The organism is bacterium (genome assembly GCA_016716565.1).
Taxonomy (GTDB): Bacteria; Bacteroidota; Ignavibacteria; order Ignavibacteriales; family Ignavibacteriaceae; genus IGN2.
In genome coordinates, this window is the sequence record JADJWC010000001.1 from 1,152,285 (window position 1) to 1,169,633 (window position 17,349).

General features: G+C 31.6%; 21 protein-coding genes. 8 read left to right on the forward strand and 13 right to left on the reverse strand.

What is annotated here, in order from left to right; all coding sequences use genetic code 11:
• Nucleotides 1–257 precede the first annotated feature (257 nt).
• The 3 genes from IPM14_05030 (at nt 258) to IPM14_05040 (ending at nt 1,574) form a co-directional block, all read left to right on the forward strand.
• A complete protein-coding gene (locus IPM14_05030) occupies nt 258–551 on the forward strand; it encodes a hypothetical protein (GenBank protein MBK9097486.1) in 294 nt (97 codons plus the stop codon).
• 419 nt (nt 552–970) lie between these two features.
• The gene (locus IPM14_05035; GenBank protein ID MBK9097487.1) at nt 971–1,153 is read left to right on the forward strand and encodes a hypothetical protein; all 183 of its coding nucleotides are present in this window, start codon (nt 971–973) and stop codon (nt 1,151–1,153) included.
• Nucleotides 1,146–1,574, forward strand: a complete 429-nt coding sequence (locus IPM14_05040) for a hypothetical protein (GenBank protein ID MBK9097488.1) — start codon at nt 1,146–1,148, stop codon at nt 1,572–1,574. The genes IPM14_05035 and IPM14_05040 overlap by 8 nt, the downstream gene beginning before the upstream one ends.
• 24 nt (nt 1,575–1,598) lie before the next feature.
• On the opposite strand, the gene IPM14_05045 is transcribed toward IPM14_05040, so the two are convergent.
• The gene (locus IPM14_05045) at nt 1,599–2,495 is read right to left on the reverse strand and encodes a hypothetical protein (protein MBK9097489.1); all 897 of its coding nucleotides are present in this window, start codon (nt 2,493–2,495) and stop codon (nt 1,599–1,601) included.
• Nucleotides 2,473–2,742 carry a hypothetical protein gene (locus tag IPM14_05050; GenBank protein ID MBK9097490.1) on the reverse strand — a complete coding sequence of 90 codons (270 nt, stop codon included), beginning with the start codon at nt 2,740–2,742 and terminating at the stop codon, nt 2,473–2,475. The genes IPM14_05045 and IPM14_05050 overlap by 23 nt, the downstream gene beginning before the upstream one ends.
• Nucleotides 2,743–3,023: 281 nt before the next feature.
• Here IPM14_05050 and IPM14_05055 point away from each other — a divergent pair, with 281 nt between their 5' ends.
• The 3 genes from IPM14_05055 (at nt 3,024) to IPM14_05065 (ending at nt 5,921) form a co-directional block, all read left to right on the forward strand.
• Nucleotides 3,024–4,202, forward strand: a complete 1,179-nt coding sequence (locus IPM14_05055; GenBank protein ID MBK9097491.1) for a leucine-rich repeat domain-containing protein — start codon at nt 3,024–3,026, stop codon at nt 4,200–4,202.
• 25 nt (nt 4,203–4,227) lie between these two features.
• Complete coding sequence (locus IPM14_05060; GenBank protein MBK9097492.1) at nt 4,228–4,932, forward strand: hypothetical protein; 705 nt, start codon at nt 4,228–4,230, stop codon at nt 4,930–4,932.
• 167 nt (nt 4,933–5,099) lie between these two features.
• Nucleotides 5,100–5,921, forward strand: a complete 822-nt coding sequence (locus tag IPM14_05065; GenBank protein MBK9097493.1) for a WYL domain-containing transcriptional regulator — start codon at nt 5,100–5,102, stop codon at nt 5,919–5,921.
• A 179-nt stretch (nt 5,922–6,100) separates the two neighbouring features.
• Here IPM14_05065 and IPM14_05070 read toward each other — a convergent pair whose 3' ends face one another.
• A complete protein-coding gene (locus IPM14_05070) occupies nt 6,101–7,219 on the reverse strand; it encodes a hypothetical protein (protein ID MBK9097494.1) in 1,119 nt (372 codons plus the stop codon).
• Between the two features lie 273 nt (nt 7,220–7,492).
• On the opposite strand from IPM14_05070, the gene IPM14_05075 reads away from it, so the two are divergent.
• Together IPM14_05075 and IPM14_05080 are read left to right on the forward strand one after the other, a co-directional pair.
• On the forward strand, nt 7,493–8,245 hold the full coding sequence (locus IPM14_05075) for an HNH endonuclease (GenBank protein MBK9097495.1): 753 nt from the start codon (nt 7,493–7,495) through the stop codon (nt 8,243–8,245).
• A 201-nt stretch (nt 8,246–8,446) separates the two neighbouring features.
• Nucleotides 8,447–9,415, forward strand: a complete 969-nt coding sequence (locus tag IPM14_05080; protein ID MBK9097496.1) for a hypothetical protein — start codon at nt 8,447–8,449, stop codon at nt 9,413–9,415.
• A gap of 124 nt (nt 9,416–9,539) precedes the next feature.
• Here IPM14_05080 and IPM14_05085 read toward each other — a convergent pair whose 3' ends face one another.
• From IPM14_05085 to IPM14_05130, 10 genes are all read right to left on the reverse strand, one after another.
• Nucleotides 9,540–10,661, reverse strand: a complete 1,122-nt coding sequence (locus IPM14_05085; GenBank protein ID MBK9097497.1) for a hypothetical protein — start codon at nt 10,659–10,661, stop codon at nt 9,540–9,542.
• Entirely contained in the window at nt 10,661–11,023 is a 363-nt protein-coding gene (locus tag IPM14_05090) for a hypothetical protein (protein ID MBK9097498.1), read from the reverse strand. Before IPM14_05090 ends, IPM14_05085 begins: the two co-directional genes overlap by 1 nt.
• A complete protein-coding gene (locus tag IPM14_05095; protein MBK9097499.1) occupies nt 11,016–13,400 on the reverse strand; it encodes a hypothetical protein in 2,385 nt (794 codons plus the stop codon). Before IPM14_05095 ends, IPM14_05090 begins: the two co-directional genes overlap by 8 nt.
• Nucleotides 13,393–14,331: a PD-(D/E)XK nuclease family protein gene (locus IPM14_05100; protein MBK9097500.1), complete on the reverse strand. Its 939-nt coding sequence runs from the start codon at nt 14,329–14,331 to the stop codon at nt 13,393–13,395. Before IPM14_05100 ends, IPM14_05095 begins: the two co-directional genes overlap by 8 nt.
• Nucleotides 14,328–14,663: a helix-turn-helix transcriptional regulator gene (locus IPM14_05105; GenBank protein MBK9097501.1), complete on the reverse strand. Its 336-nt coding sequence runs from the start codon at nt 14,661–14,663 to the stop codon at nt 14,328–14,330. Before IPM14_05105 ends, IPM14_05100 begins: the two co-directional genes overlap by 4 nt.
• Nucleotides 14,664–14,959: 296 nt before the next feature.
• Complete coding sequence (locus IPM14_05110) at nt 14,960–15,133, reverse strand: hypothetical protein (protein MBK9097502.1); 174 nt, start codon at nt 15,131–15,133, stop codon at nt 14,960–14,962.
• Nucleotides 15,134–15,144: 11 nt separating this feature from the next.
• Nucleotides 15,145–15,609, reverse strand: a complete 465-nt coding sequence (locus IPM14_05115; GenBank protein ID MBK9097503.1) for a hypothetical protein — start codon at nt 15,607–15,609, stop codon at nt 15,145–15,147.
• Nucleotides 15,560–16,099 (reverse strand): host-nuclease inhibitor Gam family protein, encoded by a 540-nt coding sequence (locus IPM14_05120; GenBank protein ID MBK9097504.1) that lies wholly within the window; start codon nt 16,097–16,099, stop codon nt 15,560–15,562. The genes IPM14_05115 and IPM14_05120 overlap by 50 nt, the downstream gene beginning before the upstream one ends.
• A 154-nt stretch (nt 16,100–16,253) precedes the next feature.
• Entirely contained in the window at nt 16,254–16,448 is a 195-nt protein-coding gene (locus IPM14_05125) for a hypothetical protein (GenBank protein MBK9097505.1), read from the reverse strand.
• A complete protein-coding gene (locus IPM14_05130) occupies nt 16,438–17,337 on the reverse strand; it encodes a hypothetical protein (GenBank protein MBK9097506.1) in 900 nt (299 codons plus the stop codon). Before IPM14_05130 ends, IPM14_05125 begins: the two co-directional genes overlap by 11 nt.
• Nucleotides 17,338–17,349 lie beyond the last annotated feature (12 nt).

A 17,349-nucleotide genomic window follows, 5' to 3' on the forward strand; every position in this document is an offset into this window, starting at 1 on the left:
GAAATTGTATTAGAATTACAGAAATAATAAATCAGTTACAGAGTTACATAATTAAAGAGATAGTATATATAAATCATAATTACTTATACTTTAATATGAATTTTTATTTACTTAAGGTAATAGAAAATGCCAGTAACTATGTAACCAAGTAACTAGTTCAGATCTACTACAAACAACCCAGCCACTAAAAATTAAACCGTGGTAGGGACGTTTAATTAAACTACCAAAATACCACCGAAAAATGGAGGACTTAGAAAATGAGAGACACTAGTTACAGTATGACGCAAAGGCTAATTAAAACTTTGGGAATTGAAGAAGTTGAAAAAGCGTGGATAAAAAAAGGTATGTATGCCTGTAAAGAACTAAGCAAACGAATGAATGAATATGTTAGCCCCTATGTTCTCAGGTATATGAGTAACAAGTACAACTGGAAAAGAAAAATTTCTAAAGATAGCCCGATATATAAGGGTGTTAAGGCTGGAACAGTTCCGGCAAGCCATTACCGGCACCTCATTTTTAATATGGAGGTAAATGAAGATGTTAAAATATGACATAATAAATTTCTTAAACAGAAATCCTGAACTCACCTATAATGGTATAGAGAGGAATAAATATAATCCAAGGTATAAGGAGCAGAGAGTTGCTCTTTATGAAAGTCTTGACGAAATAGTAAAATGTATGGATTGGTTGGATAGTTTTATGTCCCATCTGATCGTAAAAAGGATGAAACTAACAGTTATATACTTAAGCATTATGTTGAAAAGTATTTCAAGCAGTACATCTCCAACGGCGCTTTTATAGCTGCATATAAGATGAAAAATTATAATTACATGACAGAAGACGATAATCCTAATATATATATCAGATTGCATCCAAAACCGCTTGAGGATCATAGAATTTTATATAGGAACAGATAAACCAATATGTTAAGCCTCTTACTGGGGCTTAACTAAATTATGGAGGAATTAAAATGAAAAATAATATTGATAAACAGATGCTTGAAAAGCAAAAGAATAGATTTAAAGAAAAAGCGGATGTAGTTTTTAACAAGCTGCTTGCAAAACAGAAAAAATCAGCCAATCCTTTTGATGAGATGAGAACCCAAACCTGGAATCCATCCGGTGAAACCAAACCAGGACCAGATTATGCTTAGATATTTATTCACATTAGCCACCCTACTCGACTATAAATCAAAGATCAGAAAACATTACAGCCCAGACACAATAATATCGGACTTGTTTGATGAAGATCTGGATGAAATAGATTTTATTAAGTCTCTATCGGAGCTTGAGCTTATATATGGATTTGAAATCCCAGAAAATCTGTATGACAGAACAGATTTAACTCTTGGTGAGTTTGCTGAAGAACTCGACAAACTTCCTCCAATCGCTAATGATCTTTACCCCGAATTCTTTGATATAAAATTCACCTCAATGAAGTTGACGGAAAGATATATTGAATTGGAAACTAAAACCGATGATGAATCACTTCGAGAAAAGAAATTGATTAAGCAGAAATTTGAAGAGCTTGATGATCGCTTGAATGTTTTACTTGGGAATATTTTAGTTAATTAAGGGGAGTATTTAACTCCCCCTTTATTATTCAGGTAAATCGTCTATATTAAACGGACCACGAATCTTATTCGGATCAAATCTATCTTTCAGGGTATATTCTTTTCCCGAAGAATAAAATGGTTTTATACTACCATCAGTAAATTGAATCTGAAAATTTGGATTAGACCCTTCCCCAGTCCTTCCGAACCAGATTAGCTGGGGTATTTTATTAAACTTTTTCCGAATCATTTCTAGCTTGGGTTTTAATGATTTCATAAAATCTTCTTCGTTTACTGCTCTTGATCGAGAATTAGAATCAATTTGATTATCAATGCTAATCAAAAAATCCCTTACCTGATTCCATTCATCGGGATATTTAGTAGGAAGATCTTTTGGAAACTCTGAAAAGGATAACGCTTCTGTTTGGGATAATTGTTTTTTGGTTTTAGTAGGTACTATATATATAACAACAACATCCCTGATGGTATTCAAATATTCGGTAAATGGTTTAAGCTCATCAAGTACATATTTATATTTATTTGGCTCATTTGAATTATTCCTAATCTGTATGATATCTTCATACAAAAAACCAGCTGTTTTATTCCATATATTTTTTTGTATAGCCTGATATGTATCGAGTTGTTCTGGTTTGTAAGATGAGGCAGCTGTTTTTAATTCAACGAATAATAAAAGACCTTTCTCACGGTTAATTAACAGCCAATCTATATTGGTCGATTGATTATTCTCTTTTTTAAGTGGAAACTCAGGCAAAATCATTTCTGCTTTACCACTTAACTTGGGATTATTCTTAAGAAAATCAGATATCAGATCTTCTATAAAAATACTTAAGAAAGGAGAAATAGCCCTCTCTATTTGAAGCTTAGGGATTTTATTGTAATTAACAAGCTTTTCAAAGTATTCACCTAAAAATAAATTTTCCATATCGCTCCCCTAAATAATTATTTAATTCATCCTCATTCTCAAACTCAATTATTTTGACCAACTGGTCTAGGATATCCTGATCATCTTCATCTAAAAAATCAGCTAACGTACCTTCATCAATAATTAAATAGAACTTACCATCTTTAGATGCTTTATAAATTGCACCGCCTTCAAAGCCGCCAATCATTTTTGAGTCGGGAAATAGTTTTCTGTAGTTAAAACCAAATTTGTGTTTATAGATTTTCATTTACAACCAAAAAATACTATTCAAATAGGGCAGAGAAAAGAATTAAAAAAAGATTCCAAACCTCGCTTTACCAAAGTGGGTACCTAGAACCGAACCGCTGGCTTTTACGTGGTTTACTTCAAACTCATTCTTTGGTTAGCCTGGATTCCCCAAAGATAATCAAGTTTCAAAATTTCATTTAGTTTTTTATTCCAGCCTAAATAGTCAATTTTTATCATTCAATGATAAGAAACAAATAAATGCCAAATCTATAATTGTAAAATAAAAATAGGCATTTTTAAATGAGACAGGATAATAAAGTATTAGAAAACTACAGTGAACCTAAGTATGTGTTTCAGGTAGGGGATTATCACGGAGTAATTTTAATTGACTATACTCCTGATAAAAAATACGAAACTTATATCGATTTAACTTTGACAAAGGATGATAAACATTTTGTTACATTCTTTGCCAAAATGAATTATAATGAATCTTATACTGCTTCCGAATCCAAGTTTGGATATTCTGATGATTTTACTGCAAAAGTTAAACAGATTGTAAGAAATACCCCTTTCTATCAGGTAAATGACGTGCTTCATAGTTTTATGCCCATCGGACCAGAAGTGTTCATTGATTTAGTTGAAGAGTATTTGCACGAATTGTATAATATCAAAGAAAAGTTTATTTGTTTTCAGATTGCTGATAAAGAAATAAAAAAATATTACAACCAGGATGCTGATGAAGAAAAACTTATTTCTTATCAAAGCATAAATGATTACTTTTATGTCTGCAAATCAATATTTGAATGCCGTGTGAGCAAATCTGAGAAACTCATGATTGATGACTACAATTTTCCGGACTTCCCTGAAATCTTATTAACATTTACCTGGCTAAAAGAGATTGAACTATATGAATTGATTTTTTCCGATATTCCTGAAGACTTTACCAGATTGAAGAATCTAAAATCCTTATCACTTAAACTTAAATTTTTAGATAAACTTCCATCAACACTACAGAGATTAACAGAACTGGAGAAGTTAAAATTGGAAAGGACAAGTATCACAGAACTACCAGATAACTTATTTGAATTGGATAGGTTAAAGGAGTTGATGATAGTAAATAACAAAGGACTTAAACGAATTCCAGAAATCATTTCAAGATTAAAGAACCTAGAATTCCTTTATCTTCACTCAAACGATCTAAGTTCAATACCTAAGACCATTTTCAGATTAGAGAACCTGAAAGTTCTGCATCTGGGAAATAATAAAATTGAAGAAATTCCTGCTGAGCTAACCGCACTGCCTGGATTAAGAGTTCTAAATCTTAAAGGTAACAGATTTAAGAAACTCCCGGATGATTTATTTGAAATGAAAAGTATCGAAGAGGTTGATCTTTCAAATAATCCCTCATTGAATTCTGACGAGGTTTATGATTTACTGATGAAATCTGGCAGAAGAGATAAAATAAATTTAGTTTTGTAATGAACATACGAGAAAGAGTTTTGAATTGAAAAAGAAATTGTTAGAATGTTATAAAAACTATTTTGGTTCAGGTAACCCAGAGGCAAAATATTGGATCTTAGGCTTTGAACCAGGAGGAAACCCTTTGGATAACGAATATATGCACCATATAAAGTTCGATAATGAAAAAGATTTTGTTAAGTTTTCTCAAGATTATAGTAATGAGAAAGTTGAACCTGGCCTCCTAACTCAACTTATCACATTATTAATTGAATTAGGTTTGAAAGCAAGTTACGAAATCAATCCAACTGAAAGGAAAATTAGTTTTAGCTCAACTGGCGATGCATTTTATGTAAATCTCTTTCTATTAAAATTTCCAAGTGAAAAAGATGAAAGAAATGGTGAATACCTTGAGGTATTTAAAGAGTATTTTGAAATTGAAGTTGATTCTGCTTTAAGAAATATCTTATATCCTGAGACTTTTATTTTGCAAAGGCAAGGCCAGTTAATGAATTATTTAATGAAGCCTAAAACGATTTTTGTATTAAAAAAAGGATGGAATGAATATTATTTCAAATTACTTGGGTTAAATATTCCATATGAAATTCAATTTCCTTATGATGATAATAATAAAGATCAGTGTGATATCTATCGAAGTGGTAAACATCTGATTGTTTTTATGAAAAATGGTAGATTTTCATATGATGGAATATCTCAGGTACTACGGAAAATTGATGAACTCTATAACTAAAAAAATATCAGAACTCCAATGAGAACCATTGCAGATAGTATGAGCTTAAAGCAACCCTTGAAAATCCCGCCAAAGAAATACCATATTAAGACAAATACAATTAATTCCATAACACTTGATAACTTAGCTCAAACGAATCGAAAAATCTTATCATTAGATGATAAAAAATGAAAAGTTATGTTGATGACATACTACGCAGATCAGAAATGATAGCAAGGGTAATGAATGGGGAAGTATTGTCAAAAGCGGATGCTGCTGACTTATTCAAAGTTTCGGAGATTACAATCAATCGTGATATTAAAGCTCTGCGGGAGCTTGGGATAAGTATATTTAGCAAAAAGAATAAGCTGATACTTGAAGAAACTCCTCGGTGCTCGGAACTCATTTCGATTGCCTCTGATTACCTTCCATTAAAATTGAATTCTGATGTCTTTCACAAGCAAGTAAAAGTCTTTAGCAAGTCTGATAAAAAAGATTTCTTTTCGAAGCTAGTTCTCCTGTCTAAAGCTGTAGATGAAAGCTTGATTGTGGATCTGGCTTACAAAAGATTCTATGACAACAAAATAAATGAATACAATTTGTATCCAGTTAGGTTGACGAATGTTGGGTTAAATTGGATTTTGCATGCATTCAAGGCAGAGGAGGATGTGATTAAATCATTTTACTTGAGTAGAATCCAAAAATTCAAGTTAACAGATAAAAAGTTCAGCAAGTTATCTCTTCCAATAAATAAAGAAGAATTGTTTGATATAGAACTTAAGTTTGATTTTCGAGTCTGGGATGAAATACTTGATAAGATTTGGTTTGAATCATTTGAGCTTGAGGAGAATGAAGGATATATTATTCTGAAAACCAAACAACCAATTACAAACTCACTTGCTGCATGGTGTATAAGTTGGTGGGATACTATTGAAATATTGAAGCCTACTGAATTGAAAAGTCAAATTGATGAGATGATACAAGAATATCAAAGTAAGAATAGGGGATAATGCTAAATAGCTCTCAAAAAAATCTTGCCATAAGGGTGGTAGGGTCCCATAAGCCCCATCTTTTTATGAGATTCACTGCAAACTCATTCTCATTTTTTTAATTTCATATAGAAAAACGCAATTATAAAATTTTTTTTGTTGAAAATATTTTAGCTCTTATAAGTTTAAAATTCGTTATGTCATTTCTCAAAGAATTTGTTAACTGGATCTAATGAATCAACTTTCTTCTTAGCCCAACTTATCCAATCAATCTTTTCTTCACTCAATTCTTTCTCATTAGCCATTCTAGATTCTAATTCTTTAATATATTCTCTGATTATATTAACTCTGTTCCAAAGCTTAGCTGTTTTATATAAAAGTTTTGTTTTCTCTTTTTCCATCTGTTTTTGTTTTATTAATAAATTCCTGGCCTTCTCTTTTTGATCTTCAATTCTTCTTTCTTTTTCAAGTTCTTTATCCTTAAAATTGTGATAGTTAATAGATTTATAAATATTGATTATAAAATCATTCAATTGTTCTTCTAATGGTTTGTCTACCTGATCCTTTAAAACTTTCTTTAATGACCCACCGTAGACGTTTTTAATTTCAAGTCGTAATTCACCTGTCGGTACAAAAACTCTTTCATATTCATAACTTTTCCAGGGGTATTTTGTTTTGTCGATTTTGGATTTATTCATATTTAGAGTTTCTCTTAATTCAATCTGAATTTTTTGATTGTCTCGTATAATGAAAGTCTCATTTCTTTCTAGGTAATTCATTTCTATTCGTATTTGAAAATTCCTTTTTCCCAATTCGAATAATAATGTGTTAAAGATTCGGAGAGCTCGATTGAAATTTTTAGGTGAAACCGCTATAGCTAAAATTTCGGTTCGAATTCTTCTTAGTAATCCATCAGAATCAGGTTTCTCACCTTTTAGTGTATTTCTAGTCAACGTAATTAAAGGATGATACCTACTCAAATGTTTCTTCACTTGAATTTTATTATTCGGATTATTTTCAGCCTCAATTAGCATTCTATACTTATCATCCACAGGAAAGTCTGGCTTTTTAATCGTACTTAATTCATATTGTTCTAATTCATTTTCATCTATAACGGGTAGAGGAGGTTTTTTAACTTTATAGCCATACGCTAGTTTTTGCCAATAACCCACTGGAGGAACTGGAACGTTGAGCTTACTGCAAATTTTCTTTAATCCATTTCCACTTATGTTATACTCAGCTGCTAGTTTGATCATGGTTGTTTGCCAAACTTTCTCGTAAAGTTCTTCTCTCTTGAGGATAATTTTCTTGTTACTCATTTACAACTCCTTAGTTCTGATAAGTATAAAAATAATAATTGAATAATTACTCATAGATGAGTTTTTTGTTTTTGGAGAATTTGAATCCTTATTTGCAAAGTATAATTTAATCTTAGTAGGGATCTAAGTTAAAATTGTTAGGAATAAAAACTTTAAATTAGGAATACAAATAAAACTTATAATAATTAAACTCATACTTATTTGGATTGAAGCGTGGCATCTATTCTCTAATAAGTGTTAGTTAGAACAATTACAAAATTTAAGGATTCAGAGATGCTTGAAGAAGACGGAGTAAAAATATTAAATGTACTTGTTGATCATTTAGAATTTGTAATACCTGGAAATCCTGAAACTTATATTACATATAAAGAAGTTCACGACAAGCTTCATCTTGAGTTAAAAGGTCAGACATATGGTGAAAGTTTGAAGACCCAAGGATTATCAAATTTAGCCGAATGGACTGCTGAAAATAATTTTCCCGGCATTACAGGTTTAATTATAGATGGAAGTACATATCAACCCGGAATTGGATATTACAGAGTTTTCGCAAAGGATAGGGATGACTTTCAGTGGTGGCAAGATCAAATTAGATTATCAAAATATTTCGATTGGAAAATACATTTACCAATAGAGTTTATTCCTGAAGAAATTATTCCAATTACAACACAAGTTATAGATGTGGAAATGCCACAACGTGAACAAGTCTTGGTTTTAAGAATTATTAGAGATACTGATTTAACTCGTCGAATTAAGTTAATTCATAATTATGAATGCCAAATCTGTGGACAAACAATACATCTCCAAAATAGAAAGAGGTATGCAGAATCACATCATGTGAAACCTTTAGGTAATCCGCACAATGGACCAGATGAACCGGGAAATATAATATGTGTTTGCCCTAATCACCATGCTGAATTGGATTACGGAGCTAGCAGAATCAATGAAGAAGAATTAATAAGTTCACCAAATCATAAAGTTTCAAGAAATTATATTGATTATCATAACACAGAAATTTATAGAGAATAAAAAGAGAATTACTCAAATAAGTGTTTTAATCTAACAACGTTTTTGCATTCTTAATTTAATAATTTTAATGTTGGGTGGTCCGTTTCAGCTAACTTGTTCGGTTTTATTTTGCTAAGTTAATTGCATTGTGTTTCTGTTCGGCAGTCCTCTAGGCTGTAGGTGATGCACAATTTCGTTTAGTTTACAATAGTAATTAGAAATATGAGTAAGATATTACAATTATCAAATGGAATATTTTTACCATCAGTAGAAGATATTTACATTTTCATAGATGATGCTGGAGTCATCAACACAGATTTTCTTGGTTTTACTTCTTTGATGATAGATGAATTTACAAACAGAAATATAGCGGAAAAAGTAAAAGAATTCTGTATTAAGAATTCAATAATTAATCTTCACGCTAGAGAATTAAAAATAAATGGAGTTGAAGATGGTCAACTAGATATGAATGAATATGAAAGAATTTATCGTGATTTATTTGAAATTGTAATTACAGAATTTGAAAAATCCAATTTTATAATTCTTGTGAACCTATTAACAAATCAATCCTTAAATCAAAATTTATACAATAATCATCATAATTTATTTAATCAAACAACAAATAACTTGATTATTTCATCATTGCCATCACTATATAATAACTTTTATTCGTTTTTTGCATTCCCTACCGTTGAAATAATAAGAAGAATCAAAAATTGTGATGAAGGGATTTCAATAAAAGTATTTATTGATAGAAAAGATAATTTTGAAACTATAAACAATCAATCAATTTTTCTAAAAGGAAGCAATGCTAGTGTATTATTCAAATTAAACGAAGTTGCAGTTAAAGTTTTTAATGCATACGTAAATCAAGCTTTTCAAAACAATTGTAAAATCAATAGTTTAAATATTGTTGCTTCAGTAAATAATCCATTAATTAATGTTGTTGATGCTTTTTGTAATTTCTCATACAATTATGCTAAAGTTGTAATACAAGGCACCGGTAATTCAAGACCTACAGAATTACGAAAGTATAATGTTTTTAGAGATTTATTAATTAATAGAATTGGCATTAATATTTCAGAAGTTGAACAAAGAGAAACTTTAATAAGAAATAATTTCCAATTTTACTCTGGAAGAATTGTTTCCACAACTAATAGAGAAGTTTCTACTTTTGAAATATCACATTAAAAAAGGAAATTGCTACACACTGATCACTTCTTTCGCACTTGTAATTAGTTTTAAAGTAAATTAGAAAGTCTTTTTTTGGAATCCTTATCTTATGTCAAGAGTTGTTCAGTTCATCTCTTGGGTTTTATTTTGTTTGTCGCAGCGTTAGAATTTGCTGCTTTTCCCAATTAATATACTCCCTCGGGTTTTCCCAAAAAGTGTCCCAAGCATTATTAAGGATAAATTGTATTGAATCATCTTTACAATTGCTTGAAGCAAATATGCAATTTAGACTCTTGGTTCCTTGATGAGCAAGAGCAGTTACCAATTGTATTAGATCAGTTGGGTACGCTCTATTAAATTCAGGGATAGTTTTTGACTTTCCAAGCCTAACGAATTCATCCCATTTATTTTCAATGGTCACCTTGGCTTTATTAAACCCAATTAATTCCAAAGCAAATAGCATACTCAACATTCTCACTTGATCGGCAGGATGATCGATTAACTGATAGAGCTGAACAGAGAAAGGATCAGAACCTCTTTTTGCACAAAGATGTAAATGTGACCAAACAAAGGCGGGACCAAGTGTGAAAGTTGCAAATAAATCACAGAATAGTTCGATTGACCAAGATTTAATCCAGTTATCCCTCCAATTATTAAGTGCAACTACAATATTTGTATTTCCAGCGCGAGTTTCTCTAGTGATTTCATCCTTATAGTAATTATACACTTGATAATTGAACTGGCCTAAACTTTTTTGTAATCCTTCAATCTTTGGATTATTAGTTGTGAATAGTAAGGGGTGTCCTAGTTCGTGATAAATATCAGGTAAATGTAGTAAGAAATCGACTTCAAGCAAGGGTACGCTAAGAATATTAAAAAATGGTTCATAATAAAAGTAATGAAACGGTTGTGAAAAGCACAAGCCTACTGGAGGAGTTATTGGATATTTTATTTCACGTCTGATTTTATCAATTATTTTATTAATAAATTCATCATTTTGATCTATCCTGGAAAGTGCCGCAACAGGTCGATTCTCAATAAGATCCAGTCTATGAATACTGTCCCTAAGAGTAAAAAGCTTATGATTTAATTCACCATTTTTAATAGCGTCATTTAATTCGAATAATATTGAATCAATCAAGTTCTCACAAGTCTGTACTAATGGATTAAATGATACCGCAAGAGTTTCATGAGGAATCTTTTCTTTAAGCTTTCTTCCCCTTTCTATCGCTTCTAATAAAGCACCATCCAAGTAATTTTGCATTATCTAGTTCCTAGTGATCTATTTAATGCAAAGATTGCTTCAGATTCTAATATCTCGGTGATTAAGGATAGGTTATTTTTAATTAGATCGAAATCTTTTACTTCAAATCCTTTCAGAACTAAATTGACAATCTCCTTCTTTTTTCTACTTCTATCTCTGAGGCTTCTGTCAATAACCGTTGTTAGGAGCTGTAAATGTGGATCAAGATTTTCCTCATCAACTAGGGACACTAAAAAATTCTTTATCTTACTTTCAATTTCTGGATTATCAAAATGCTTTTCTTGAATTAAGTAGTAATTGATTTCCTGAATATACTTTTTTGCTAGTTGATAAATACTGGAGTTTAATGCTATGTTACTCATATCTTTCTATGCTTTCTTCTTCTAATATTTGATTTAATTCTTCTTCATCGTACTCACTTGCGACTTCTGACAATTTCCTGTCCGTTATTTTTATGGTTAGTGGATACCGAGAACAGTCGTCAGGTTTTGAATAAGCAAGTATTGTTAAAAAATAGATATCTTCTAATATTTTTATGAATTCCATATTTCCATAATTGTATTTTATGTATAATGGATTGGCTGTTCCTAAATGTGGAAATTCTCTTCCGGTACTACAAAGAAAAGCTTCTTCATTATTTATTAAGTAATAGGAACCCACGTGGGGATTTTGTATAATATTTTTATTACCTTCTTTTTTAAGATCAAAAATTCTAAATGGAATAGCTGAGTTTTTCGGGATTTCTACTAAATTTACCTCACAATCAGAGGGTAATATCATATTACTTTTAAGCTCGTCAATAGCATGGAATATCCCAGATCGTTCAGTTTCGAATATTCTACCATCTCTATGAACAACTATGTTTTTAATTGGATAATTATAGAGGGCAGCTTCTTCTGCAATCTTTCTCTTTAAGAAATTATATACCTGCTTTTTATTTAATTTTTCTTTCTGCTTCGATAATTGGTATTCAGTTCGAATATTCTCACCATACTTATCTATGAATGTGTAACCCGCTGTATTGTGTTTGACATCTATACCAATGATTAAATCTGCATTTAATGGTGTTGCCAAGATATATGGCCATCTGTTATTTATTAGTAGTATTTTATTAATAGCAACATTGTTTAAGTATCCCCTTAATTTCCCCTTCATTACTGGTTTAACTTTATAAATATTTTCGCCATTTATTCTAAAATGTTCATAAGATTTTTCTATAGTTGATGTATGTATTATTCCAACATGTATATCCTGACTTAATAATTCTCTTACAACCAATGCAGATAATTCATCGTGCTTTCTTATTGTTTTATGATAGTCAGGTATCATTACAACTCCATAACTTGTAGATGCTTTTACTTTCTGTTCAGTAACTGCTTTTATAATTTCAAAACCAACATCAACATAATTTCGTCTTTCTCTATCCTCATATGAAATAATTATTGGATCGTAACCACCACCGCATGGATAAAGAGTATCTGTAGTTCTTTTTAAATCCGATAAAAATTTTAAACCCATACTTTCATGAATGGATTTGGGAAGAATAAAAAATTGTCTATCGAAAAGTCTTTGATTATAAAATCCTACTTCCCTATTCTCTAAACATAATTTTCTGGTTTTTCCAAGTTTTTCTAATGGGATTGATATAGCATTTTCAGAATTTCTAACAGAAACTATTTGATCCTTACCAAATTTTATATCTGGAGCTAGAAAAATAGTCTTTTTGCATTTAACTGGTTCTGTCCCAATTATCAGAGTATCGTCACCAAACTTTATATTTTGTAAATAGTTTCTACAAGCCAGAATAGCATCCCGACGATCATACGGTTCCATAATGGATTTCCTATGTAGCTTTCCCACATTCTGATTTTGAGTATCAAAAATAACATAACATAGACCTGCAGGAGCAGCTTTATGATTACCTTGATTATCCTTATAAAAGAATATCGAAGCATCTGGTGGTAAATTTGCTAGCTCTGGACTGTGGGGTAAAAATGAGGATGACCTTAAATCATCAATTAAAGTGACTAATTTAGAATTTCTTTGATATTTATAGTTCCCAACATTCAGATCACTAATCTCTTCTATTTTAATTTCATACCAACCATTTGGATGATGATAAATGACATGTTTCCCTTTAATTTGTTGACGTTTAAAATCATCTCTTGATAGAGTAGGATTAAATGGTACTGAGGAAGTATATTTTTTTGTTGTATCAATAGTAACTCCATATCCTAAATCCTGAAGTTCTACTACTCTAACTATAAATCCATTAAATAGCGCTGTTCTGTCTTCTATTTTACTTTTATATTGAAAATATGGCTTACCACTTCCTGGTTGCCAGATTCTTTTATCTCTATATAATGCAGATTGGATTTCAAATCCTAGAAATCGCTTACATATTTCTTTATTCTCTGAACTATGATCAAGATAATTTAATTTTATTGGTACACCAATAGGTTTGAAATAAACCTGATTTCTTATTAATCCGAATTCTGTTGGTACTTTCTTTGCAACTTCTTCATCACTTTTTATAACGAGGTGCGGCTGTTCATCAACTTTTATAACAGTTACCGGATGTCTTAATGTATAACTCAACTTTTTTATTATGTGTTGAATATTACTATCATATTCTTCGAGTTCTTTATTTATACCAATTATCTCAAAAAGACTATACTCAGTATGAAGTTCTGATAAATTAAGAATTGGAAAAATATTGGTTTCATAATTGCTATTCATTATTAATCTCCCAACATAATTTTTTAAATGAACATGTTTTACAATTATCTGCATAGCTTGTTACTTCAAATTCATCAACTTCAAGTTGATCGTATTTTAATTGAGCACCCGCTAATGACATTCTTTGTGTACTTTCAGCTATTAATTCTTCAATATTTAATATGGACTCATTAGAAGCAGTATAGTTTCTAATTTGATTGCTCAACAATTGGTATTCTGATAAATTTATTTGATCCATTTCTATTCCAGAAAGGTCAGGAAAATCTATATGAGGTTTACACTTCATTAGTGCCATACAATAAATCAATAGTTGCTCTCCATAAGATTTTATACCGAAATGATGTACTTTCCAATCAAATATATGAGGGGGTTTATTATCGAAAAAAATAATCAAATCAGGAACACCACGAACTTTGAAGTCATAGAAATCAAATAACAAAGCTCGTTGTGTTATCAGTTTATCTGCTGATTGTAAATATTTAATCAACTCTTTGTTGGAAAGAAAATTATTCAGGGCTTGGATTACCTCTTCCCAGGCGATTTTTGTTTCTTGAGTTGAAATTTGTATACCATATTCAATATTGAAAAAAGCAGCAAATTCATCTTGTGTTTTTGACTTGGTGAATCCGGGTTCTCTGTATTTTTTTTTCTTGGCATAATTGTATTGTTTTCTTGCAAGATCTTTTGCATAATTTATTGCTTCAGTAGTCTCAACCAAATGATTACGTCTGATACTAGGAATTACCAAATTTGAAATAGTCTTATCTACAATATCACCTCTCCAAGCACTTATGCTTTTTAAATTTGACAAAATATAAGCCTCTCTTCTTAATGGATCTTTTTTTGATAATGCATTGGCAACTATGTTCTTATAAAACCAAGCACGTTGACACCTCCTAAATTGATTATGAGCAGAGAAGGACCAAATCATTTTTTCTTGCTCCTTAAAAAGTCTAGGTATTCCAATAACTCTTGTTCTTCTTTCTTAGTAAGATTTCCAAATCTGGATTGTGTAGACATACTACGTTTATCTATCGTAATATTTCCCTTTGGTATCGGATAGCCTACTTTCTCCATTAATGTTTCATAAGGCACCTCATATAATTGAGCTAACTTATATAACATTAATGGTGATGGTTGTTTGACCTTATCTGATTCAAGTTGACTTAGATAGGCATTTGAAATTTCGGTTTCCCTTTCAACATCTCTAAGTGTAAGTCTTTTAGATTCTCTCATATTTTTAATATCTGTTCCGAAAGACATGTTTTATAACTCCTAAGGTTGCTAAATATTGCAAGCAAAATAATTAAATATGCTACAGTTGTCAAGCATAAATTTTTGATTGCTTGAGATTTGAAGTAAAATAAAACAAAAATAGGGTGTAAACGATATAAATATCAGAAAAATCATTTACATCCTCATTTTTTTGTTAATACGTTTCTATGAGGAAGTACAGATAAGAAAATAGCTGAGATTTTCAGTTGATTTAATCTAATTCGATAAAAAAATGCCAGACTACCCGACTGGCATTCTGTTTTTTTATTTGCTGAATATGTTTTTCAGTTTAGCGAGAACTCTCTTTTTTTTAGCTCTGTTTCATAGAACTCGATGATAGGTTCTTCACCTTTCTTTCGTTTATCCAGGTTGATGATGATCACTTTGACATTCTTAGCTTCAGTTTTGATTTCTGTAATCCTGCCATCTTCAATGAACACATATATTTCTTCTGGCATATTTCAACCTTTTAATTGTATCCGTTCGGAGTGATCTTGCTCCTGGCAATGAACAAAGTTACAGCCAATGATTTGGCATCCATTAGTCCACCAAGTTCATTTTGTATACGAACTGCATCTCTGCAAGAGGTTAACATCAGATCATAATAATTATCATCAAGAGTTTTGTTGTTGGGTTTCTCTGAACTTTCAACAGTATTCTGCAGAACCTTAACATCAAACGTGGTGAGAATTTTTGTTCCTTTCTGTTCCGCTCGTTTGCAAATTTCAACTTTATCACCTTTTCGAAGATCTTTCAGCTTCTCGTGAACTTCCTTATCTGGAAAGTAACTGTACTCTTCTCCGTTTCCATTTCGTACGTTGTAAAGATAGTACTCTCCGAATCTTGAAGTTCCTATAAGTGGCTGGTCCTGAAGAATCTCGATTTTAACTGGCTTGTTTAATTCCAGTTCCAGCTTGGGTTTCTTCTCTGGCATTTTCTTCCTCTTTATTTAATGAATAACTGAATTCAACCTGGCCTTCAATAACCTTAATTCCTGGAGGAGTAGGTCGGGTCTTTATGAAATTTTTCACAGCAGTTAAGTTTGGCTTAAGCTGTTCAGGTATTACAGTCACTAATTCCTTTCGGCTATTCTTTAGAAATAGTTCAAGATCTTCCACTTCAACACGATCGGGTTTTTTGTGCATTTTCAAAGTACCGTTAGTAAGCGGAATGCTTTTTACTCCTCGCTCCCTGATAAAGCCCTCCAGTTTTAATTCAAGCCATTTAACTTTTTCCTGAAGTTGAGCATTTTTCTGTAGTACAAACTTGTTGATCATAGAACATTCTTTCTCTGCCTGAGAGAAGTTGTAAGAGATTTGATTATTGATCTGTTTTATCTGCAGAAGCAGTAAATCAAAATAAGCTTCATCTCTTTCAAATTCCTTTTGCTCAACTTCCTGCAAAAGCTCTTCTAGAAAATTCATTTCCATATTTATTTACCTCTGAGTCTTCGAAAGATTACAACTGTTATAAGTTCCAGGGCTATTCTACCTGCCAGCTTTGCGATTTCTGTTACCTTTTTTCTGTTGATTCTCATTGCGTTTCAATTCCTTTCCGTTTAATTCTTCTTTTAATATTTCAATTATCGCTTCCGTAAGGCGCATTGCTATGCGTATCATTCTCTTGCTTTCCATCTTTTGTTTTTATCCTTTCTAAGTATTGTTCAACAGCTTCGTTAACTAATTTTGTCATTGGTGCCTTTCTTTCATTTGAGTGCTTGAGCAGGTAAAGTTCTCTTACAAGTTCTGGTTTTATCTTCGGACTATATGGCATAAAGATCCTCCTCATTTATTCCCATACCACAGACTTCACATTTATTGAACAGCTTTCCGTCGTAGTATGTTGTCTGACAGAAACACCAGGGACATTCAATCATAATCTCATCGAAATCAGATGCAGCAGGGTAATGAAACTGTCTGTCAAACCATCTGCTCTTCGCTGGGTAGTATTTCTGGTAGGATTCAACACCATCTTTGTTTATGATCAGGGCATAATTGTTCTGCATCTCATAGAAATGAAAGTCTTTCTCTCCCAGGTTAAATCCTCTTTGAGTGACTGATTCGATGTTCAGCGATTGCTGCATTATCTCTCTTTCACTACAGAAGTAGAGAATATCACTTCTGGAATCGTAATACAGATCGATAGGATTATCTTTCTTAATCAGAATTAGTTTCTCTGGATCATTCCTGTCAATAACAGCAACTGCAAATGAACCTTCGATTCGATCAAATAATCTTTTTAACCTGTCACCTTTAGTTCTTGCTGAAAGCAAATGGATAATAGATTCACTATCGACCTCACCGTCTCTCTGTTTTTTGCCGATTATCTCTTTATCATTATAAATGATTCCGTTATGAACGATTGCAATACCATTCTTTGAGAAGAGCGGGTGATTGTTTGCATTATTCTTCTCACTTCCCTGTGTTTTCATTCTTGTATGAAGTATCATAACTTTTGGAAGAGTGAGGCTTGCCCAATCCACTTCTTTAATAAGTTCAGATGATTTGATTGGCTTCTTGTGAACGATGAGATTATTTTCCTCAATAAAAGCAAACCCGCAAGCATCTCTGCCACGGGATTCAAGTAATGAAAACATTGTTGTTATTTTTTCTTTTTCGGGCAGAGTATTCCCAAAGGAATAATAACCCATTATTCCGCACATATTAAACTCCAT